Genomic DNA, 22,107 nt, shown 5'->3' on the forward strand with positions numbered 1-22,107 from the left:
GGATGCAACCAATACTGTTGATGCTAGCGATATTGCTGCAGTGGTAACAGGCAGCGTAGACGCGACGGATGTAGATGGCGACACGCTTTCATACGAATTGGTTGAAGCCGTTGCAGGCTTCACGCTTAACCCTGAAACAGGCGAATGGAGCTTTGATCCAAGCGATGAGGCTTATGCTGAACTTGCCCTAGGCGAAGAAGCTGAAGTAGTGGTTTCCGTTGTGGTATCTGACGGCAACGGCGGTACCACTCAACAAGACATTACGTTGAACCTTGTTGGTACGAACGATGCCCCAGTGGCGGATGCAACCAATACTGTTGATGCTAGCGATATTGCTGCAGTGGTAACAGGCAGCGTAGACGCGACGGATGTAGATGGCGACACGCTTTCATACGAATTGGTTGAAGCCGTTGCAGGCTTCACTCTAAACCCAGAAACCGGTACTTGGACGTTCGACCCAAGCGATGACGCTTATGCAGAACTTGCTCTAGGCGAAGAAGCAGAAGTCGTCGTGTCGGTTGTGGTATCAGACGGCAACGGCAGCACCACGCAACAAGACATTACGTTGAACCTTGTTGGTACGAACGATGCCCCAGTGGCCGATGCAACCAATACTGTGGATGCCAGTGATATTGCTGAAGTGGTAACCGGCAGTGTGGATGCGACCGATGTAGATGGCGATACGCTAGCTTATGCCTTGGTTGAAGAAGTTGCAGGCTTTACCCTTGATGCTGAAACAGGCGAATGGAGCTTCGATCCAAGCGATGAGGCTTACGCTGAACTTGCGGTCGGCGAAGAGGCTGAAGTTGTCGTATCGGTTGTCGTATCAGATGGCAATGGCGGTACGACGCAACAAGACATTACGTTGAACCTTGTTGGAACAAACGATGCCCCAGTGGCCGATGCAACGAATACTGTTGATGCCAGTGATATTGCTGAGCTTGTAACCGGCAGCGTAGATGCCACCGATGTAGATGGCGATACGCTAGCTTATGCCTTGGTTGAAGAGGTTGCAGGCTTCACTCTAAACCCAGAAACGGGCGAGTGGAGCTTCGACCCAAGCGATGACGCTTATGCTGAACTTGCGGTCGGCGAAGAGGCTGAAGTTGTGGTTTCCGTTGTGGTATCTGACGGCAATGGCGGCACCACGCAACAAGACATTACCCTAAACCTTGTTGGTACAAACGATGCGCCAGTGGCGGATGCAACCAACAACATAGATGTCAGTGATATTGCTGAGCTTGTAACCGGCAGTGTGGATGCCACCGATGTAGATGGCGATACGCTAGCTTATGCTTTGGTTGAAGAAATTGCAGGCTTCACTCTAAACCCAGAAAACGGTACTTGGACGTTTGACCCAAGCGATGACGCTTATGCAGAACTTGCTCTAGGCGAAGAAGCAGAAGTCGTCGTGTCGGTTGTGGTATCAGACGGCAACGGCGGCACCACACAACAAGACATTACCCTAAACCTAGTTGGCACAAACGATGCCCCAGTGGCCGATGCAACCAATACTGTTGATGCCAGCGATATTGCTGAGCTTGTAACCGGCAGTGTGGATGCCACCGATGTAGATGGCGATACGCTAGCTTATGCTTTGGTTGAAGAAATTGCAGGCTTCACTCTAAACCCAGATAACGGTACTTGGACGTTTGACCCAAGCGATGACGCTTATGCAGAACTTGCTCTAGGCGAAGAAGCAGAAGTCGTCGTGTCGGTTGTGGTATCAGACGGCAACGGCGGCACCACGCAACAAGACATCACGTTGAATCTTGTTGGAACAAACGACGCCCCAGTGGCGGATGCAACCAATACTGTTGATGCCAGTGATATTGCTGAGCTTGTAACCGGCAGTGTGGATGCCACCGATGTAGATGGCGATACGCTAGCTTATGCCTTGGTTGAAGAGGTTGCAGGCTTCACTCTAAACCCAGAAACCGGTACTTGGACGTTCGACCCAAGCGATGACGCTTATGCAGAACTTGCCCTAGGCGAAGAAGCAGAAGTCGTCGTGTCGGTTGTGGTATCAGACGGCAACGGCGGCACCACGCAACAAGACATCACGTTGAATCTTGTTGGAACAAACGACGCCCCAGTGGCGGATGCAACCAATACTGTTGATGCTAGCGATATTGCTGCAGTGGTAACAGGCAGCGTAGACGCGACGGATGTAGATGGAGACACGCTTTCATACGAATTGGTTGAAGAAATCGACGGTTTCACTCTAAACCCAGAAACCGGTGCTTGGACGTTTGACCCAAGCGATGACGCTTACGCTGAACTTGCGGTCGGCGAAGAAGCAGAAGTCGTCGTGTCGGTTGTGGTATCAGACGGCAACGGCGGCACCACGCAACAAGACATTACCCTAAACCTTGTTGGTACCAACGATGCCCCAGTGGCGGATGCAACCAATACGGTAGATGCCAGTGATATTGCTGAAGTGGTAACTGGCAGTGTGGATGCCACCGACGTTGATGGCGACACGCTTTCATACGAATTGGTTGAAGCCGTTGCAGGCTTCACGCTTAACCCTGAAACAGGCGAATGGAGCTTCGACCCAAGCGATGAGGCTTATGCTGAGCTGGAAGCCGGAGAGACGGCTGCAGTTTTAGCTTCCGTTCTTGTTTCGGATGGCAATGGCGGCACTGTTCAACAAGATATTACTTTAAATATTGCTGGTGAAAATGATGCACCTGTTGCAGTCGATGATAGAAACACTGTAACTACTGGCTTAGTAGGTGAGTATTACGGCACTAACGCTCAAATAAATAATATTGCAGACTTTAGAAGTGTTGTTGAGAGTAAAGAGCCCGATGCTACGTATATTGCGGCTAATATTGATTATGCGATTGGTAGTGGTGGCATAGCTACCGGTACAAACCTACAAGAGTTTTTAGGAGTCGACAGCCTTACGATTAACACCGACCCATCGGATTACACTGATGGTGGCTTGCATTTACAAGGCTATATCTACCTAGAGGCGGGTAGCTATAACTTTAAAGTTTATGCGGATGATGGCTATCAAATTCTAGTGAATGGTGAGGACGTTGCATCGGTCGATCACAATCAGGCGCCAACAACAGATGTCTTTAGCGAATTTACGGTTACTGAGAGTGGTTACCAATCTATAGATATGGTGTGGTGGGATCAAGGTGGCCGTTACGTGTTTCAGCCAACTTTAAGCTCAGATGGTGGACAGACTTATACTGTTATTGATGAATCAATCTTAAGCAGCTCTAATCAATCACCCTTGATCACAGAGATGGGCCAGGCGATAGAAATTAGTCAGGAAAGCTTGTTGGCTAATGACAGCGACGCTAATGATGATTCTTTGTCTATTGTTAGTCTCTCAAATGCAACCAATGGATATGCCTATATAACCGCAGCAGGGGTGATTAATTTTATCCCTTCGGCAGATTTTAGTGGAGAGGGCAGCTTTGACTATACGATTACAGATGGCAATGGTGGTTATGACACGGCTACAGCTGTGATCGCGATAGAAGACAATAGTGTTTTACCAACAGTAACGGTACAAGTATCAGAACAAAACTCCTATGGACTGTGGAATGGTTTCAGCTCAGCTAGCGAGGCTGACTACGCCTACGAAAACTATTCGAACTATCAGAACTTTAGTAACACGGACAACAAGATTTATGTTAATCAAAATGTTAATGCATCCCTAAATCTGAAGGCTGGAGATGACAGTGTTGATATCGGAGAAGATGTTAACTCTGGCGGCTATATCGATCTAGGCGGCGGCAATAACAATATGATTGTTGGCGGAAGTGTTTACCATAGCATTGCTGCAGGTTCTGGTAATGATCAATTACAAATAGGTGAGGATTTATCCGCTTCGATTAACCTAGGTGGTGGCGACAATTACCTGGTAATAGGAGGAAATGTTAATTCTGGCGCAAGTATTAATTTGGCTGGAGGGAATGATCAAGTTCGTATCGGCGGAGATGTGAACAGTGCTATTAATTTAGGAAATGGCACAAATACTTTAGTCATCGGCGGTAGTGTAAGTGCCAGCGTACAAGCTGGTTCAGGTGACGATAGTATTAGCATAGGTGGTGATGTAAACAATTACATTAACTTAGGCAGTGGTGACAATACTCTACAAATAGCTGGTAACTTATACGCTGGTATTGGCTTGGGTAACGGAAGTGACTTTATTGTTCTAGAGGGCTTTAAAGATAGCGATGTCTATGTGGATGCTGGCAGCAATGGAACAGATTCAATCGTACTAAATGCTTACTCTTTAGAGGATTACCAGCAAAACAAAGATAATATACAAACTAAACTTGTTGGCTTTGAAAACATCAAACTGAGTGATGGTTTTGTTGAGGGCAGTGAAGAGGCTGTTTTTGATGACTACCTTGCAAATGGTTTGAACATTGGATCAGGAGGCGATAGCTCAAGCTATGAGTATGATCTTTCACTTAGCTTAGATGAAACAGAAGCTACGGTTGCTGCAACTGGCTTAACGTTAAGCTTAATAGGTATTCCAGATTCAAGCGATGTTTCCCTAATGTACTCAGGTGAGGAGCTTACTGCAGGTTCTGACGGTACTTACGATATTTCATTGGAAGAAGGCCAGACCTCAGTAGATAACTTGATCCTAGTAAGCAATGTAGAGCTGACTGACCTTGAAGTAGAAGTGGTGGCGATCTCTACAACTAACGACGAAAATGCTATCGATGGTGTACTTGAAGGGACAGATGGTCTGGATGTGTTAGTCGGCGGTTTAGGTCAAAACGTCTTATTTGGTGGGGATGATGACGCGGCCGATACCTTAACGGGTGGGTCAGGTAGTGATGTCTTTGTGCTGAACAAGGTATCAAGTGAAGACGGTTTGGATACCATCACTGACTTTAACGCCGCCGAAGACTCGTTAGACCTAACAAGCCTATTAGTAGGTTTGGAAGGACAGCCTGATGACAATGCTGACCAAGACACTATCGCTGCGTTTATTGCGGATCATGTGCAAGCGAGCCAAGATGGTACCGTAACGGTAGATGATGAACGTGTGGCAAATTTCACAGAAGAACCCTCAAGTTTCGATGCTAACCAAGACGGTGAAGTTAATACGTCCGATGCGATACGAGTGGTTTATAACAACATAGAGTACAGTATTAATGTTGATGGTTAATTGATGGGTAAATAAGCCTAAATTATAAACAGTGCAGAGATAAATGGCCGGTAGCATAGCTTCCGGCCATTTTTTTTGGGCTATACATCATCAATGCTCAGAATAGATGGCGATATGTGTTTTACACAGTATTCCTATCTGAGAGGTTGTGCTCGGAGGTCACAATGATACCGTGATTAGCTTTATGTGCATCGTATGCTAGTTCTTCATTATCTTCTCATCAGTGAAAGGAGCGTAGCGCAAAGCAATGAAGCATTCGTTGTGGGAAATAGGTTGTGGAATATAAGTTGAGAGGGGTGACTGACATGGTAAGGGAGAGAGCCACTCGAGGGGTGGAAAGAACTAGGAAACTTGAGTTGAGCATAAGAGTTGAATTGAACATAACAGAAGAGGGTGGCTTGTACAGGAATAAAAAAACCACCTAGTGGGCACTAGGTGGTTTATATCAAAGCGATAAATTGGGGAAAGACAATTAGTATCGAGTTGTATAACTGTAAGTTGTATTTTTATCTACGCTGTAGATAGTCCAGCGTTCTTGAACTTGTTGCTCTTTAGCAAAGACTTCTGCAACAACACGACGGTTTTTCTCGCGTCCAGCTTCTGTATCATTACTTTCGATCGGACGAGTCTCACCAAAACCAATACCTTTAACTCGGAACTCTCTGATTCTGAAGCTATCAACTAAAACATCTGCGATAGCGTTCGCACGTTGCTGAGACAGAGACTTGTTAAGCACATCTGAGCCAACATTGTCTGTATGACCTTCAATAACAACAGAGGCGCTTGGGTTAGCGTTTAGAAAATCTGCTAACTCCTTTAACTCTGGGTAAAAGCGAGGTTTAACAATCGTTTTACCAGAGTCAAACAGTACATTCAATTGAACGGTAAAAAGCTTTTCAGTGACTGCTGTGCAGCCTACATTATCGACTCTCGCGCCAACTTTAGTATTTGGGCAACGATCGCGAGCATCAATGACACCATCTCTATCTGAGTCAAGTAAGCGTGTCTGCGGGTTGCTGCTGTATAAGCTTTCTGCAAAAGATAATGAGCAAAAAGTTAAAATGCTCATCAAGCCAATTGTTTTTAGTAAGGTAGTCATGATGTTTCCCCATACATTTACCTATTAATATGGATCTATTTTAGGTGAGATAGGAAGGAGACCCAATACGCTTTATGTAGCGTTATAATAACAAACCTGACTTTTGTAACGGTGTGTAATTATTGGTTTTTTAAATGATAATAAATACTATTTATATTTGTTTCTAAAGGATCGAGGTTGGATTAAATTCTTAAAAATTAGTCGTATGTTTTAGAGAGTTTTTTGAATAAATTTATTATAAGTTATTGTTTTTAAATCGTTTTGATTGATGTCTCTGTGCTTTTTGACCAGAGGGGGAGAAATAGTAAATAGAGTGCCCAGTGATAAGGGCCATTAGCTGGGTGAATTGCTCCGGGTAACACGTAGTTACGAAAAAGCCGAAGCATTAAAGAAAATTATCTTTGTAAGCCTGAAAAAAGTGTCTTTTTGGGAAAATGTGCACCATTTAAGGTGTCATATTGATACAAAAGATACTTAGGATGCTGCAGAAATGCTGCGATTACGGCCTTCTCTCTTGGCGCGATAGAGAGCTTTGTCTGCTGAATCTAATAGTTCTTCAATACTAATCATTTCTTCAGCTTTACTTGCCACGCCAATAGACACTGTGATTTGCCCAACTTCATCAAAGGTTTCTTCCGCAATGGTTTCTCTAAGGCGCTCTGCAACCAACATAGCATCTTGCATATGGCTGTCCTGTAGCAATAAGATGAACTCTTCACCCCCAGTTCTGGCAACCATGTCGTAGGCCCTAGAGAAACGGTTCATTACCTGTACGAGTTGTTTTAATACTTCATCACCTGTGCCGTGGCCGTACGTGTCATTGACATTTTTAAAATGGTCTACGTCCACACAAAGAACAGAAAAGACAATGCCTTGCTGATCTAGTTCCTTAAGTCGTAATTCAAACGCTCGGCGGTTGTTGGCTCCAGTCAGAGGGTCAGTATCAGCGTCAACTTTGAGCTTGCCAATTTGGGTTTGGAAGGTTTTTACCTTGCTGAGCACTGCTCGTTTCAGTTCTAAGCTTTCAGAGTACCAAGAGTTAATCTTATCAATCTCACTGTTGACGATATAGCCATCAAAACGTTTAACCTGTTTTGCTAGTTGTTGGAGAGGGCGAGATATTGCCCCAGCAAATAACCAGATAAACAGGAAGACGCCAATAGCTAAAGGAAGGCTGCGCAAAATAACCTTTTCCATGATGTTAGAAAGAGGGGTTAAAGAAGTATCGATTGGACTTTGAGTGACGACCACCCAACCTGTGCTAGGTATGGTTGCAAAGCCAGCAAGGGTTGCTGCTTGAGAGGAGCCGTCCATGATCATCCCCCCTTCCTTTTCAAGCAGAATCTTACTGATGTCGTCATCTCGCTGAACAGGTCCACCGATTAGGTCTGGGTTTGGGTGGTACAAAATGTTCTTATTCTTATCAACGACACTGATAAAAGAACCATTGTAATAATGATGGTCTCCTAAGATGTCACGAATGATACTGTCGTCTTTTAAATAAATAGTTCCCGCTAGGTAGCCTTTGTATTGTTTCTGGCTGTCCCAGATAGGTGATGAGATGACGACGAGTAAATTATTTGCTTGTGAAAGGAAAGGTTCGCTAACGAGTGGGATTTTTTTCTCGCGCGCCTCGATACTGCTAGGGGAAGATAACTGTACTCCTTTCAAACTTATTGTCTCGGGAGAAACAGTCCTAACCACCCCTATTTCACTGGTAATAACGACGGAGTTAAAACTATTGGTTTGAAATTTTAAACGATCCGTTTCTTGTTGCAGAAATTCTTCATCATCAAAATGACCCTGTAGTCTTTTCGCTGTATAAGCGAGCTGTTGTTTTCCAGAGCGGATGAAAACCTCTGACGTCTCGGCCAATTTCTTTGCATAAGCCTTATTGATATCAATTGTCTGCTTAATTAGTTGTTCTTTTTGTACTTCATAAATCGAGTAGAAACTGTTTAAAAAGGTTGTGATGGTGGCAGACAAGGCGAGTACAAGAATTAAATGATTTAGCTTCAAGTACTTGGTTTTAAAGGTTTCCATGTGAAATATCCATCGTGTTTCAGGCTATAGAGGCACTATCAGCTTGAGTACTTATAAAAATGGACATCATTATATGCCTTTAGACGGAGCTTTTGTATGATGTTAAGCAGATATTTACATTTCGCTCGCGAGTAGAGGTGAGCTGAATCATATAAATTATATAGAACAGAACAATAGCTCCTTAATGGCGCTATTGTTCTATAAGGGGCTATTGTCGCTCGGGGCTATTTCGTTGCGATTAGGATTTTACGGACAATATCTAAGGTTAAATCGCCAGTTTCAGATAAAGCTGTTAGCCCCATTTTTTCCATATTCGTTATGATGCTTTCAATGCCATCATTGTCAATACCATAGTGGGTAAGATTAGTGACAATGTCTAAGGAGTTAAAGAAAGCTTCTGTTTTATCAATGGCCAAAGCAATCTTTTGATCATCACTTCCTTCTTTAATATCCCATACTCGCTCCGCAAACTGGATCAATTTAGCGCGCTTTTTATCCTTACGCTCCCTTAATAAGTTGGGCAGGATAATGGCTAATGTACGTCCGTGAGCAATGCCGAATTGTGCGGTCATCTCGTGACCAATCATATGAGTTGACCAGTCCTGTGGTACGCCTGCCCCAATGATGCCATTAAGCGCGTTGGTTGCTGACCAAATGAAATTTTTACGAGCATCCATGTTTTCGTTATCAGCTAAAGTGACCGGACCATCTTCGATTAGAGTTTTTAGTACACCTTCACCAATTCGATCTTGTACTTTGGCATTGGTATCTTGAGTGAGGTATTGCTCAATAACATGTATAAAAGCGTCTGCGATACCGTTTGCAATTTGCTCTTTTGGTAAGGTCTTTGTTAAATCTGGGTCTAGGATAGAGAATTTTGGAAAGGCCAGTGGGCACATAAACGGATATTTTTGTGCCATGTAGGTAATGACGCCCCCCATATTCATTTCGGAACCCGTCGCGGGCAATGTGGCAACACAACCAAGTGTTAAAGCATCGCTCGCAGGTACAGGGGAGAATCCATGGAATAGAATCTCTTGATATTGGTCTGAAGGGTGTTTAGCGGCTAAAGCAATAAACTTGGTGCCATCCATTACCGAACCGCCACCGACAGCCAGTACAAAATCGACTTGCTCGTCTTTACATATTTTGACAGCTTTTACTAAGGTATCGTATTGAGGGTTTGGCTCAATACCACCAAATTCGATGATTTCTCTTTCTATTAGCGCTGCTTTTACAGTATCGATTGTGCCGTATTTTTTGGCACTTTGACCGCCGAAGGTGATCATTACTTTAGCGTTTTTAGGAATAAGAGTGTCCAGTTCCCCAAGACGATCTTGGCCAAAAACAATGTGTGTAGGATTGTAGTAATCAAAGTTATTCATAGTGCTGCCCTCACTAGGTTTAATTTTAGTGTATGCACTATAGGGTTATTTAAAGAGGAAAAGCATACATAAAATACCATTTATTATGCCTTATCGTTCAGCCTGTATTTAAAGTGTGCAGGAATTATGGTTTTTAAAAAAAGCCTCCCCTTTATTGTAAAGGAGTCCCTAAAGAGGAGGTCTGGAGGAGGGCTATACCGATTTTGTTACTTGGAACTGCCCAATGAGTGAATTGAGTTTCAGGGCTGACAAACCCATCCGTGAGGATCTGAGTTGTAATGCCTGAATAGAGCGTTTCATCTGTTCGGTTGCTGCGCCCATTTCCTGAACGGTGCTGGCATTTTCTTCATTACTATTGTTGAGTAGGTTCATTGCATTGAAGATGGTGTCCACTAGTTCGTATAAAGCCTCATCGCCTGCGTTGGCTTGCTCATTCGCGTGCAGATTTTTATCAACATTTGCCGCACCTTCTTCCATAAAGCTAACAGCGTTACGGGTTTCTTGTTGAATATTTTCTAGCATGTTTTGTATTTCTTCAGCGGCTGAGGCTGTTTTAGACGCAAGACTACGTACTTCATCTGCGACAACGGAGAAACCGCGTCCATGTTCCCCTGCTCGGGCAGCTTCTATAGCAGCATTAAGTGCCAGCAAGTTAGTTTGATTGGTGATGTCTGTGATGGTTGTTATGATGCCAGCGATTTCATTGGTTTTCTGGTCAAGGGATTTTACGGAGTCTGACGTGGTTCGAACAACGTCACGGATTTCTTGGGTGCCTTTTTTAGCATCCACTAATCGCTGTTGACCTTCTTCAACCACTTGGTCCATGGTTTGTTTCAGTGTTTGAGCAGTGCTGGACGCTGTATTAATTTCATTTACCTGTTGCTTAAAAGCCTGCAGCATACTGTCAACGGAGGCGGCAAGGTAAGTCGAAGCTTGGCGAGCTTCTTCATTGGTATTGACCATGAAATCATTAGAGCGTTTAACGTTGCTGCTGGCCGAAATGACTTGGCCTATAGTGTTATCCAGATTGTCGATAAAACTGTTCATCCAGCGACCCATATCACCGGTTTCGTCATTGCTCAAGTTATCGTCTAAACGTTGTCTTAAATTCCCTTCACCTTCGGCAATGGTTTGAATGACTTCGGTCATTTGGGTCATGTTGCGGCTGATTTTTTTCGTCACTAATTTGTGATAAAGGCTTGCTGTGATGCCTAAACTCAAAAGGGTGGCTGTACTGATCAAGGTTTCAGAAAGCTGGGTATATGAGTGAAGGCTAATATTTAAAGCGAAAGGTAGGGCTGATGCAGTGAAAAAGCCTTTCATTAAATTAATGCTGATAGAGCGACGTCGGTACACTTCCTCTAAATCGCCTTCACACATCATTCCCCAGCGATCAGGGCTACCTTTCAATTGAAAAGTCACGCCTTTACCGATTACAGGAATATGGCGATAGTCAGAATAACCAGGGTAAGTCACAAATAAGTTACTACTATTTTTAATGGTCTCGCGAACACCGGGATGTAACTCTTTCGTGGCAGGGTCAGTAAAGCGAATTTCAAATTCCGTATGGTTTTGTACCTTAACCGTGCCCCATTGGGTGTTTACGCCACCTTTTAAATTTTCTCCGTGACTAAAAGTGTCATCTTCAAATCGTGAACGGGACAATGCAGTGCCTGGTAAGATGCTGCGATCAAAGTTAGAAGACACCATGAATAGATAGTTGTCTCCAGACTCTTTGTAGATATGACCGGCCTCACGTTGAATTAAATCGCCTAAAACATCGTTGGGAATACGAGCGCAGATAGCGCCAACACTCTGACCATTTTGTTTAATTGGTAGATATAACATCAATGTGACGGCATCGTGAAACTTAGAGCTTGATGCTCCTATCTTGACAGTGTTTTGATCCACAAATGGCCCGTGAAGAAAATTATCTTGTAAACCTGCTTTAACAGCGTTCGGGTCTAAATCTTGTTTACCGATTCTAGCTTGATAGGTTGAGTCAAGAACGTAGCCTTGATGGTCAATAACAAAGTACTCACTGACATCTAAAACCAGACCTTTTCGTTCTGCTAGGGACTGTGATGGAATGTTAGGGAAGGTGCCTTGAATATTATCGAGTAGGACTTCTAGTTGTGACCACTGATTGTTAACCCAGTTTTCAAGCAGTTTCACACGGGTATTGGCAATGCCTTCAAAGGTTTTTTCAACATTTTGGTAGGTTTGTTTATTTAGATAACAAGACCAAAATAATGAAAGTTTATTATTGTTACCGAACCATGGTAACCAAGATTTTTCTTGTTTCGATAAAGACATCAAATTGCTTTTCAAATTCATATTCAGAGCCTACTCCGTTGCAGTTAGATTTATGAATGCTGCAAATAAGAGCAAAAACCTTGCCTATATAGGGGCGGTGGTTTGTAAATGGTGCAATCTGCTGAGCCTTCAAGATAAATCTGAATTATCCACTAGGTCATATAGACCTAATAGTGTTATCCATTGTGTCGTTTTGTTTCTGTTTGTAAGTTAATGGTTGTTTACTGTAAACGTCGTTGAGTTTTTGTTTGGTTGTGGTGCAATCATGCGGGATGATTTTCTGGGTGTCTCAATATGGTGCGCATGAGAATTAGTTAAGGAAGTCATAATTATCAGCTGGTGTTGAAAAAAGCATCAATGAGCGGCTTATGGAACAAGTATCTTAGTAACCAATGTAACCTAAGGGGAGGTTTGTTTATAATAAGCTATATAAACTCTCCCTCGTCACCCTTATAAAAGAAGTGTCTAATGACTCATAAAATTCAATGTTTTAACGATTATGTGAATCAGCTCTTACTAGGAGATGGTTATGCTGAGTTAAATATTAAAGGTGTTGGGGTCTTTCAAGCGTCTCAACGGCAAGCAAAACGGCATGCATTTTATGAACCGCTTATATGTTTAATGGGACAAGGCGCGAAAAGGTGTCATGTTGGTGACAGTGCTTTCACATACCAAGCTGGTGATTTTTTTATTAATTTTTTACCTATGCCAGTTTCTACAGAGGTGGTACAGGCTGAAAAAGACAAGCCTTTGCTGTCTGCATCCTTAGCAATTGATCTTGTACGGCTAGCGGATATGGTGTTACGTATCGAGCGCATAGAGGGGAGAAGCAAAGAAAATGCAAATGAAAGGTCTTCTAGTTTAGTGATGGGCAAGGCCGACGATGAGCTGGTGGATTTGTTTATTAAATTGTTAAAACTTAGCAGAAATCCAATGGATGCAAAAATTCTAGGAGAGTCTGTGATAGATGAAATCTACTACCGAATATTAACCAGTGAACATGGCTATGCGTTGCGTACCTTGTTGAGTCAATATGGTGGCATACAGCCTATTTCACGAGTGGTCGGCTACATTCATGAAAATACCGAGAAAAGCATTCAAATACAGGAATTAGCAAATATCGCTAACATGAGTAAAACCAGCTTTTTTAATGCTTTTAAGCAGATAATGCATGTCCCACCTATGCAGTATATAAAATCCAGTAAATTGCAAAAAGCCCAAACTTTACTGATTCAAGGAATGAGTGCAAATGAAGCGAGTTTCCAGGTGGGCTATAACAGCTTTTCTCAATTTAGTCGCGAATATAAACGCTTTTTTGGCTATCCACCGTCCCATACGCAGCGTGCTGCCTAAGTATTATACTAGAAAGTTTTGTAGGCTCTGGCATGGGGTCTACTGAGTAGGCGGGTGGTGGCCCGCCTTCAGGAGGAAATGCCTCATTACTTTTAAGTTATGAGACATTTTATGTGAACTCTACCAGCTGCCTGTATTTTCCATGGAAAACCATGGCTCTTGAGGTGCTAAGTTTTCACCTACTTGCAATAATTCAATGGAGATACCATTTGGATCTTTGATGAAAGCCATATGCCCATCCCGTGGCGGGCGCAAAATAGTCACACCTAATGATTGTAGTGTTTCACATGTCTTGTAAATATCCTCCACAGCGAATGCTAGGTGGCCGAATTGATCGCCATTAGTGTACTTTCTGTCGCCCCAATTATGAGTAAGTTCAACCTCTGGCTCGCCCATCGCACTTGCATAGTATATAAGCGAGAATTGCCCTTTCTCACTGTCCATTTGGCGGGTTTTAATTAGGCCTAAACCTTTAGTATAAAAAGTATGACTTTCTTCTGGTTTGTCTGTGCGAATCATCGCATGTAAATATTTAGTACTCATAAACTCTCTCCTTAATATGGTGAGTATGCCAGCGGTTAAGGTGGGTTGGCTAGTCTGATATTGGATTAGGTGTTCGTCTGACTGTCGAGAAGTTTTTGGGAGGAAGGAATAAAAAAGCCTACATGAAAGTAGGCTTTAATTCGATATCAAAAAGATAGATTAGTAGCTTTTGTAGGCAGTGCTGCTATTTTGGTCAACGCTATAGATGGTCCAGCGTTTTTGTTCTGCTTCTTGTCTTGCGAAAACTTCAGCTACAACACGGCGGTTTTTTTCGCGACCTTCCGGAGTATCATTACTTTCGATGGGTCTGTCTTCACCATAACCAATGCCTTTAACACGGTTTTGACGAATTCGGAAACTATCTACTAGTACATCTGCAATAGCATTGGCACGCTTTTGAGATAAGCTGTGGTTAAGTTCACTGGAGCCAACATCGTCAGTATGTCCTTCGATGACTACAGAGCTCGCTGGGTTAGCGTTTAAGAAATCTGCAAGCTTTTTCAATTCTGGATAGAAGCTTGGCTTTACGATGGCTTGGCCGGAATCGAATAAAATATTGAGCTGTACGGTTAATAATTTCTCAGATACATCAGGGCAGCCATAATTATCAACAGCAGCGTCTTTTTCTGTATTCGAGCAGCGATCACGAACATCTATAACGCCATCGCCATCCGAATCAATAAGGCGCGCCTGCATATTGATACTATATAAGCTTTCAGCATGAATGCTGGAGCTCATAGCAAGCAATACACCAAAGGTGCTTATTGTTTTGAATAAGATGCTCATAAAGAGTTCTTCCCGTTTGTTTATTTAATAGCCAGTATACTAAAGCAAAGGTTAGCTTAAACCAATGTCAATTAGAGACTTTACTTAATTTAATCAATTAATTGTATTGCGCTGCTTATTTGATTGCAAGTTTTTACGTGAAAAAGTGGATATTTAGTTTGCAAAAGAGTTTTCTCAGTGATATGGATGGCTGTTTTAGGGCTTAATAGAGGCTTAATTTACTTAAAATTCGTTGTATTGATGGTCTTGTTAAGTTGTTTTTAAGAAACTTTAAAGCTCTCAATAGACTTTAGTCTTCCCACACCCATCGCAATGGCTCCCCGAAATCATCGTAAAGCATTTTCTTTATAGGTCTTTTAGAGGTTGAGGTTTTTTGTGGCGCCGGAGTGTGTTTGCGTTCTTGGATAGCCGCCACGACATGGGGAAGAGGGGTGCGTTGTTTTTTAGGCTCGCTAAAGCCAATATGAGTCGTGTTATACTTGCCATCAACAAGACCAGACTCACCCATATCTACTTGCTGAATTTCGCCTTTAGCCTTGATAAATTCATCTACCAATGATTCCAGCTCTTTGCGCGTGTCTTTTTTGGTAGTTTTAGGTTTAAGCATAGTATTTAGGGTAGAAGCCTTCTTTGAGGAGTTTGGTACAAAAATTAATCGCAATTTAATATAGTAAACGGAAGAGGTAGCGAGTGTCTATTAGCAACTTGATTGTGCATGAGATCCAGAAACATGAAGGTGAACGTAAGGCAATTTTAATTGCTCGCCCTAATGAAAACCCAATAGATAGCCAAGCGCTTGCGTTATCGGAACAGGTGACCAACCTTTTTAATCGTTCAGGCATGAATACTGGACGCTTTTCAAACCCACAGGGCAGTGAAGAGGGGAGTCAACTACCTGCATTGCTATATAAACACTTTAAAGACAACAGCTTTCACGATTTTTCAGTCTTTTCTAAGGACTGTGCCGCAGAGTTTGTGAAGTTCATCGAGCCGGTAGAAGAGGTAGAAGGTGGCCTCCTATGGTTCAATCACTATGAATTGCATGATACGCATTTTTTATATGTTGTTTTACTTAAACGTAAGCAAGGAATAGGTCTGGGTGCGGACTTGAGCCTTTCTCAGGTCGAGCAGATCGAAATGGAAAAACTGCATATGGCTTTACGTATTAATCTTACGGCTTGGCAGGCAGAAGATGAAGGTCGCTACATAGCCTTTCGTTTTGGGCGAGCACCGAAAGTGGAAAGTGATTACTTTACTCAGTTTATCGGTTGTGACGAGCCCAAAGTCGCCTCGAAAGAAACCCGCAAACTGGTTGATCTGACTTCTGCATTCTGTCAGTCGGAAGGCATGCCAGCTAAACAAGCAAATGAATTCAAAAAAGTAGTTTCAGAGCATTGTAAGACTAAAGCGGAAGAGCGTGAGCCATTGGCCATGCAATCATTAGCCACAGAAGTAGAGTCTCGTTTTTCGATTGAGCAAGCGAATAAGTTTTTGGAAATTGCTGATTCAGAAAACTTTAAGATGGAGAAAGAGATTTTTGTTGAGAAAGCTGCCCTTAAAAAGTTAACCCGTCTTTCCGGTAGTAGCCGAGCTCTGACCTTAAGTTTCGATAGCGATTTGTTAGGCGACTCTGTGGTGTTTGATGCAGATTCGGGAAGCCTAACCATCAAGGAGCTTCCACGGAGTCTACTGAAACAGCTGCAAGCAAGCAGTAATGATTAGGGGTTAAGCTTTAATAGCTCGATCAATTCATACATGGTTTTAAAACAGACCGAGGCGCCAGCTTCGGTTTGTTTTTTTGCGTCCATGGTGCCGCAATACGCTAATACCGTCATGCCTGCGGCTTTGCCTGCTTTTATACCGGCAATAGAGTCTTCAATGACTAAACAATCTTTAGGTGAAACGCCTAGTGCCGCTGCCGCTTTCAAATATAAGTCTGGTGCCGGTTTACCATGAGCGACATCATCCAGGGCGAAGCGAACAGAGAAGGTATCGAGTAATCCTATTTTACTAAGCTTCTCGTTCATTTCTACACGGTTGGCATTGGTTGCCATGGCAATTGGGCATTGGATACGCTGGAGTAGTTCGACGACACCCTCAATAGGTTCAAGGTGTTCTTCAATGTGTTGTTTGAAGCGAGCTTTATAGTCGGCTTGGAAAGTTTCAGGTAAGGGGCGACCAAGCATTTTTGTCGCGGTAGCAAGATTGCTTTTTGTAGTAAAACCACTAAATTTTTCATGAAGAACATCTGAATCAAGTTCAAGCCCTAAGTCTGCCAACATGCTTTTCATGATGTTGTTGGAAAGGGTCTCAGTGTCGACAATGACGCCGTCGCAATCGAAGAGGATTGCTTGGTAAGAATAATCCATATAAAAGCCAATTAAATTAAGAATGTGGCTACATAATAGGAAGTTGTTAAGAGGAAAGGAAGGGAGGGAGTTTTATTGTTTTTCTCCCCTTATAAGTAACTTAGTACGATATAATAGTAATCAAAGGTCTGTTTGTTGGTTTCGTTGCTTATTAAGCCGCTTGTTTCAGGGTTTGTGGACGTGCTGTCGCTTTCTTGATTGCTTTGCTTAGAAAGCTGTAAGTTTGTTTAGCTAGAGTGTTTAGTTTTTGCATTCTAAGAGCACGAGCTTCGCGACGACGTTTAGCGGCTAAGCTGTTATCCAAATAGCCCCATTTTTCAAGTAATGCTTCGTATTGTTGTTGAGAATCCATAGTTAACTCCTTAGTTAAGATTGAAAAATGTTGTTTTATTACAACATTTTGAATTCTAGGAGGGATGACGATGAATAACAAACGATGCTTTTTCACACATTAGATTAGATTTTTTCATCAATTAGATGCTGAAGGTGTTATGTCTTACCGACCCTTAGAAGAGTTTTCAAAGTATTGGATATTTAAACGTGATGATCCAAAAATAGACACAGATGATCTGGCGGCCATTCGTTTGCTTAGCGAGGCCAAGGCAGCCAACATTTGGCGCGATTATATAAGTGATGGACAGATCCACCCTGATCACCTGACGGAACAAGATTGGGTCAAGTCAGACACAGCCTTGCAAGCAAAACTTGATTGGGAGAAACGTTGGGATTCAGACCGTTTAGAATTGCCCGAAGAGTCCTTAGAACACTTCTCTGCTTGGGGCGAAGATACTCTGGTGTATTTTTGTTGCCACAATGAACTGGTTTTTGAGTTGCCATGGGGCGTGTTTAAGCGCAGCTGGAAAGCTTTTTTGTTTATGGATAACGGTCCAATCCTCGTAGGCCGAAAGAAAAAGCAGGCAGCGCAATTTTATAGCAATGGTTGGATGCATTTATTGTTAAGAAATTAAGTTGTTTTAAGGGAAATTTAAGAGAAATTGACGCTTTCTAGAGGCTTTAATAAGGGTAGATTACTGAAACTATGCAAAAATAAAGGAATCAATCTTAAACAAGGGGTTAGGTTCTGTTTGTTTCTTGATAACAAGGTTAAGGTTGAGGGGTATTTTTTAGGCATAGGCAAAGTATGAGCCGTTATATCTCTCCATTTTTATATGTATTGCTAATTCTTGTTGGTTGCTCCGCTTTTATCTCCATCGCGGGCGTTCGGGTTGGCATGTTTGAGCCGATAACGGGTTTTTCTGTCCTAAAGTGGAGTGTTTTAGCCTCGTTGCTTTTGTCTTTTTTAGCGGTTGCATCCTTAGCGGCCTGTCGCAAAGAAAAAAATGTTAAAAGTAAGCGCTTCTTTTGGCTGATTTTTGCCATTTCTATTCTTTACAGTGGTTTTTGGATCGCTTTCTATCTTGAAAAATCCGCTTACCCTAACATCAATGACATTACTACCGATGCCGATATCCCTCCTGCCTACCTAAATATCAATTTTTTACGAAAATCCAGTGAAAATGGTTTGGTCTATAACAAAGAATGGGCCGAGATCCAGAAGAAATATTATCCAAACGTTAAGCCACTGTTTACCAGCGTTCCCAAAAAACAAGTGTATGAAGCTGCGGTAGCGCTTATTAATGAGCGCGGCTGGGAAATGGTTTCTGAATACCCAAAAGTTGGGGTGGTTGAAGCAACGGCTCGTACCCCAGTGTTTGGTTTTCGCGATGATGTAGTCATTCGTGTGATTCGACAAGGGGATCAAACTCGCCTTGATATTCGATCTTGCTCTAGGGTGGGCACCAGTGCCGACTTTGGTGAGAACGCCGCTCGTATTGAAAGCTTCTTAGAAGAGTTATCAAGTCGTTTGGCAGTCGATGAATAAAATGCAAAGAACTTCTTAAAACGTGTCTCTCGCGGTACACTCATGACTTAGTTTTTGGAGATTCGCGGATGGCCATCAGAAAGCAGCAAAAAGCGCAAACACGAGCTAAGATTAAGCAGGTGGCGAAACAGGCTTTTTTAAAGCAGGGCATTGATGCCACCAGTACCCGCTACCTTAGTCAGCAAGCCAACATTGCGGTTGGAACGCTATTTGTACATTTTCCAGATAAGTTAGCTCTAGTGAAGGACATCTTCTTTGATGAGATGGAAATTGCTTTGCGTACGGCTTCTCAACATCAGCAACACGTATCTTCTCCCGTGGACTATTTACAACAAATGGCCCACGTCTTGTTTATTTTCTATGATGATTACAGTGAATTCACTCAGCAGGTGCTATTGGACAGCCTAGCGCATGGTGGTTTTCATACCACGCAAATGGCCGCTGTGTACGATGGCGTGATTATGCGCTTTCAACAAGCTGGAGTGGATGAAAATGCCGCCCATGTGTTTGCGGAAAATATGATCGCCAACTATTGGTTTGTTTTGTTATCTGGTTTGCCCAAGGGCGTGCTGGGTAGGCAGGCCTTAGATCATTTAAAGCGACTCAACTTACCCTTCGAAATGTCCTATAAGAACGCTTTAAAAAGCCGCTAAAGCATTTGTTGTTCTCTTATACCAATTCTCTATGGTGATGAAGAGCTTATGCTTAATTTCAATTGCTTGGTGTGTTCATCTTCTCTAGTCTAATGAGATTCCATTTGCTTTTAGAGAGATGTATGAACGAGCATTTATGTCAATTAGAGCCATCTATAGTTTGGCGTCATTTTCAAACCTTATGTAACACCCCACGCCCTTCTTATCATGAAGCTCAGTTGCGGGATCTACTAATCCAATGGGCTGAGGACAAAAACCTAGAAAGCTATGTGGACACAGCGGGGAATCTATTGATTAGAAAGCCCGCAACGCCAGGTATGGAAGATAGGCAAGGTATTGTGTTGCAAGGACACCTAGATATGGTGGCACAGAAAAATGCGCAAACTCAGCATGATTTTACCAAAGACCCGATTTTAACCAGAGTGGAAGATGGCTGGCTTTATGCGCAAGGCACCACGTTAGGAGCCGATAATGGCATTGGTGTCGCCGCGGCTTTGGCTGTGCTGGAATCTAACGATATTGCTCATGGCCCAATCGAGGCGTTATTCACCATTGAAGAAGAAAGTAGTTTGCGTGGTGCCTTGCAATTAGAGTCAGGCATACTAAAAGGTCGTCTATTGCTGAATCTAGATTCAGAGGACAGAGGCGATGTATACATTGGCTGTGCTGGTGGAGCGGATGTTAATGTGTCCCGTGCATTCGAAGCTCAAGCTATCACAGACAATGAGGTGAGCTATGAGGTTAGGGTTTCAGGCTTGCGTGGCGGTCACTCTGGACTGGATATAAATAAAGGACGTGCCAGTGCTAATGTCATTTTAGTGCGTTTGCTGAGCTTATTGAGCCAGAGTATGAATTACTCGTTAGCTTCATTAAGCGGCGGCACATTACGAAATGCTATCGCTCGTGAAGCAACAGCGAGCATTAGCATGGATAAAAACCTTGTGGATACATTCAAGGATTTTGTCAAACACTTCACCTCAAGTGTGCTGGCGGAGTTTGCTTCGGTAGAGCAGAACCTCACCATCGAAATCGTTCCTGTGCAGCTCACTACTAGCCTTGGTGAGCAAGATACTTGCAGGCTGATTAACGCCATGACCTGTGCTCCCCATGGTGTTCATCGTATGAGTGATGCTTTGCCGGGAGTAACCGAAACCTCTTGTAACTTTGGAGTGATGAATCTGTTGGATAGTGAGTCGGGTATCAAGAAATTTGATGCCTGCTTACTTGTACGGTCATTGCTGGATGATGCTGTGGCTCACCATGGGAATCAGGTGCGTAGCGCTTTTGCGTTAATCGATGCCGAAGTTCGCGTTGAAAACGGCTACCCTGGTTGGCGTCCAAACCCCAAGGCGGGCTTGCTGAAACATTTTCTTGATGTGCACCAAGATGTAATGGGCCAGCCTGCGAATGTGAAAGTCATACATGCAGGGCTTGAGTGTGGGATTATTGGTGCAAAATATGCCGGTATGGAAATGGTGTCTTTTGGTCCAAATATTCGGGGAGCCCACTCTCCTGATGAGCGTATGGAAATAGATTCCGTGGCAGATTTTTGGCGCTTGTTATGTGCTTTGTTAGCCACAGCCCCAGTTCAATCTCAATAAGCTACAAAACCATAATTGTTCCTGTAGATATGGCATAATATCGCTCATATCTACAAGGACAATCTTATGTCATGTGAATCTCATATCGTGAAGCTAGATGGTTTGGCATACCATCTAAATGATGGTGATAATCTACTTACAGCATTATTAGCGCAATCGGTAAACCTTGCCCACGGTTGTCGGGCGGGTGTTTGCGGTGCTTGCCGACTTTATGATCTAGGCAATGATGACCCCTTGTTAAGTTGCCAAACTACCCTCAAACATAGCCTTACATTATCTCATCGCTTTCCTATGGAAGGGGATAACTTTAATGTGCTTGAAAAGAGTCAGCTTGATGATCAAAACCTTGTGCTGACTTTATTAGGTCCAAGTGATGACAGCTTTGGTGATAGGCTGACAGTGTTGCTACCAGATGGTTATGGGGAGGCAGAGCAAGAGTGTATGGCCATTAATAGCCCCGGAGAAAAAATCCAGATCCTACTGCAAAAAAATCATCTTTCCCATGAACAATGGAAGTATTTTTCTAGCCTAGAGCCTAACAGCTTGTTATCTATTTGTGTTGATCGTAGCCAGCGCAAAGGGCGCTTGCTGGTGGATTTGTCTCTATCTGACATGCCAGTGTTACTGATTGCAAGTCATGAGCATCATGCCTTTGAACCTTATTGGCGAGATGTGTTACAGCAGCTTCCAGCAGAACTGGCAGGCTTTGTCGTTTTATCTTCTAAGCAACTTGGCTGCTCGCAGAATTTATCTAAATTGACAGAGGTTTTACAACAAGCTTGCCAAAAGTTTGGCGCTGGGAAGTTGCAGATTGTTTATCATGGTAGCGGTATACCCGCTACAGATTGGGAGCCGCTGTTGCGAGAGCATAGAATCCGACTATCTCAGCTGCATTTTGTTCGTTAGTACTTTTGCCATTAGTTTT

At 43.1% G+C, this 22,107-nt stretch carries 17 protein-coding genes; 8 read left to right on the plus strand and 9 right to left on the minus strand.

Going from position 1 to position 22,107, the window contains the following annotated elements:
- On the plus strand, positions 1-5,152 hold a 5,152-nt coding region (locus ACUM5Y_RS07600), incomplete at its 5' end, for a beta strand repeat-containing protein (RefSeq protein WP_445976258.1).
- 472 nt (positions 5,153-5,624) lie between these two features.
- Here ACUM5Y_RS07600 and ACUM5Y_RS07605 read toward each other — a convergent pair.
- The 4 genes from ACUM5Y_RS07605 to ACUM5Y_RS07620 all read right to left on the minus strand — a co-directional run bounded on the left by ACUM5Y_RS07605 (position 5,625) and on the right by ACUM5Y_RS07620 (position 12,016).
- A complete protein-coding gene (locus ACUM5Y_RS07605) occupies positions 5,625-6,251 on the minus strand; it encodes an OmpA family protein (RefSeq protein ID WP_445976259.1) in 627 nt (208 codons plus the stop codon).
- 474 nt (positions 6,252-6,725) lie between these two features.
- Positions 6,726-8,294, minus strand: a complete 1,569-nt coding sequence (locus ACUM5Y_RS07610) for a sensor domain-containing diguanylate cyclase (RefSeq protein ID WP_445976260.1) — start codon at positions 8,292-8,294, stop codon at positions 6,726-6,728.
- Between the two features lie 224 nt (positions 8,295-8,518).
- Positions 8,519-9,679 (minus strand): iron-containing alcohol dehydrogenase, encoded by a 1,161-nt coding sequence (locus ACUM5Y_RS07615; protein ID WP_445976261.1) that lies wholly within the window; start codon positions 9,677-9,679, stop codon positions 8,519-8,521.
- Between the two features lie 192 nt (positions 9,680-9,871).
- Entirely contained in the window at positions 9,872-12,016 is a 2,145-nt protein-coding gene (locus tag ACUM5Y_RS07620; protein WP_445976262.1) for a methyl-accepting chemotaxis protein, read from the minus strand.
- A gap of 447 nt (positions 12,017-12,463) precedes the next feature.
- Between ACUM5Y_RS07620 and ACUM5Y_RS07625 the strand changes: the two genes are divergently transcribed.
- On the plus strand, positions 12,464-13,348 hold the full coding sequence (locus ACUM5Y_RS07625) for an AraC family transcriptional regulator N-terminal domain-containing protein (RefSeq protein ID WP_445976263.1): 885 nt from the start codon (positions 12,464-12,466) through the stop codon (positions 13,346-13,348).
- 120 nt (positions 13,349-13,468) lie between these two features.
- On the opposite strand, the gene ACUM5Y_RS07630 is transcribed toward ACUM5Y_RS07625, so the two are convergent.
- From ACUM5Y_RS07630 to ACUM5Y_RS07640, 3 genes are all read right to left on the minus strand, one after another.
- Entirely contained in the window at positions 13,469-13,891 is a 423-nt protein-coding gene (locus ACUM5Y_RS07630; RefSeq protein ID WP_445976264.1) for a VOC family protein, read from the minus strand.
- Between the two features lie 159 nt (positions 13,892-14,050).
- Positions 14,051-14,677, minus strand: coding sequence for an OmpA family protein (locus ACUM5Y_RS07635; protein WP_445976265.1), 627 nt, complete (start codon positions 14,675-14,677; stop codon positions 14,051-14,053).
- Positions 14,678-14,966: 289 nt separating this feature from the next.
- Positions 14,967-15,284, minus strand: coding sequence for a hypothetical protein (locus ACUM5Y_RS07640; RefSeq protein ID WP_445976266.1), 318 nt, complete (start codon positions 15,282-15,284; stop codon positions 14,967-14,969).
- A gap of 83 nt (positions 15,285-15,367) precedes the next feature.
- Here ACUM5Y_RS07640 and ACUM5Y_RS07645 point away from each other — a divergent pair, with 83 nt between their 5' ends.
- The gene (locus ACUM5Y_RS07645; RefSeq protein WP_445976267.1) at positions 15,368-16,399 is read left to right on the plus strand and encodes a nucleoid-associated protein; all 1,032 of its coding nucleotides are present in this window, start codon (positions 15,368-15,370) and stop codon (positions 16,397-16,399) included.
- On the opposite strand, the gene ACUM5Y_RS07650 is transcribed toward ACUM5Y_RS07645, so the two are convergent.
- Positions 16,396-17,046 carry an HAD family hydrolase gene (locus tag ACUM5Y_RS07650; protein WP_445976268.1) on the minus strand — a complete coding sequence of 217 codons (651 nt, stop codon included), beginning with the start codon at positions 17,044-17,046 and terminating at the stop codon, positions 16,396-16,398. The genes ACUM5Y_RS07645 and ACUM5Y_RS07650 overlap by 4 nt on opposite strands.
- Positions 17,047-17,197: 151 nt before the next feature.
- On the minus strand, positions 17,198-17,398 hold the full coding sequence (locus ACUM5Y_RS07655) for a hypothetical protein (RefSeq protein ID WP_445976269.1): 201 nt from the start codon (positions 17,396-17,398) through the stop codon (positions 17,198-17,200).
- 139 nt (positions 17,399-17,537) lie between these two features.
- Here ACUM5Y_RS07655 and ACUM5Y_RS07660 point away from each other — a divergent pair, with 139 nt between their 5' ends.
- From ACUM5Y_RS07660 to ACUM5Y_RS07680, 5 genes are all read left to right on the plus strand, one after another.
- Positions 17,538-18,014 carry a DUF2947 family protein gene (locus ACUM5Y_RS07660; protein ID WP_445976270.1) on the plus strand — a complete coding sequence of 159 codons (477 nt, stop codon included), beginning with the start codon at positions 17,538-17,540 and terminating at the stop codon, positions 18,012-18,014.
- A gap of 173 nt (positions 18,015-18,187) precedes the next feature.
- The gene (locus ACUM5Y_RS07665; RefSeq protein WP_445976271.1) at positions 18,188-18,928 is read left to right on the plus strand and encodes a DUF1499 domain-containing protein; all 741 of its coding nucleotides are present in this window, start codon (positions 18,188-18,190) and stop codon (positions 18,926-18,928) included.
- 68 nt (positions 18,929-18,996) lie between these two features.
- The gene (locus ACUM5Y_RS07670; RefSeq protein ID WP_445976272.1) at positions 18,997-19,581 is read left to right on the plus strand and encodes a TetR/AcrR family transcriptional regulator; all 585 of its coding nucleotides are present in this window, start codon (positions 18,997-18,999) and stop codon (positions 19,579-19,581) included.
- A gap of 122 nt (positions 19,582-19,703) precedes the next feature.
- On the plus strand, positions 19,704-21,182 hold the full coding sequence (locus ACUM5Y_RS07675) for an aminoacyl-histidine dipeptidase (protein ID WP_445976273.1): 1,479 nt from the start codon (positions 19,704-19,706) through the stop codon (positions 21,180-21,182).
- 66 nt (positions 21,183-21,248) lie between these two features.
- Positions 21,249-22,088, plus strand: a complete 840-nt coding sequence (locus ACUM5Y_RS07680) for a 2Fe-2S iron-sulfur cluster binding domain-containing protein (RefSeq protein WP_445976274.1) — start codon at positions 21,249-21,251, stop codon at positions 22,086-22,088.
- Positions 22,089-22,107 lie beyond the last annotated feature (19 nt).

It is taken from the genome of Marinomonas dokdonensis (assembly GCF_052747885.1).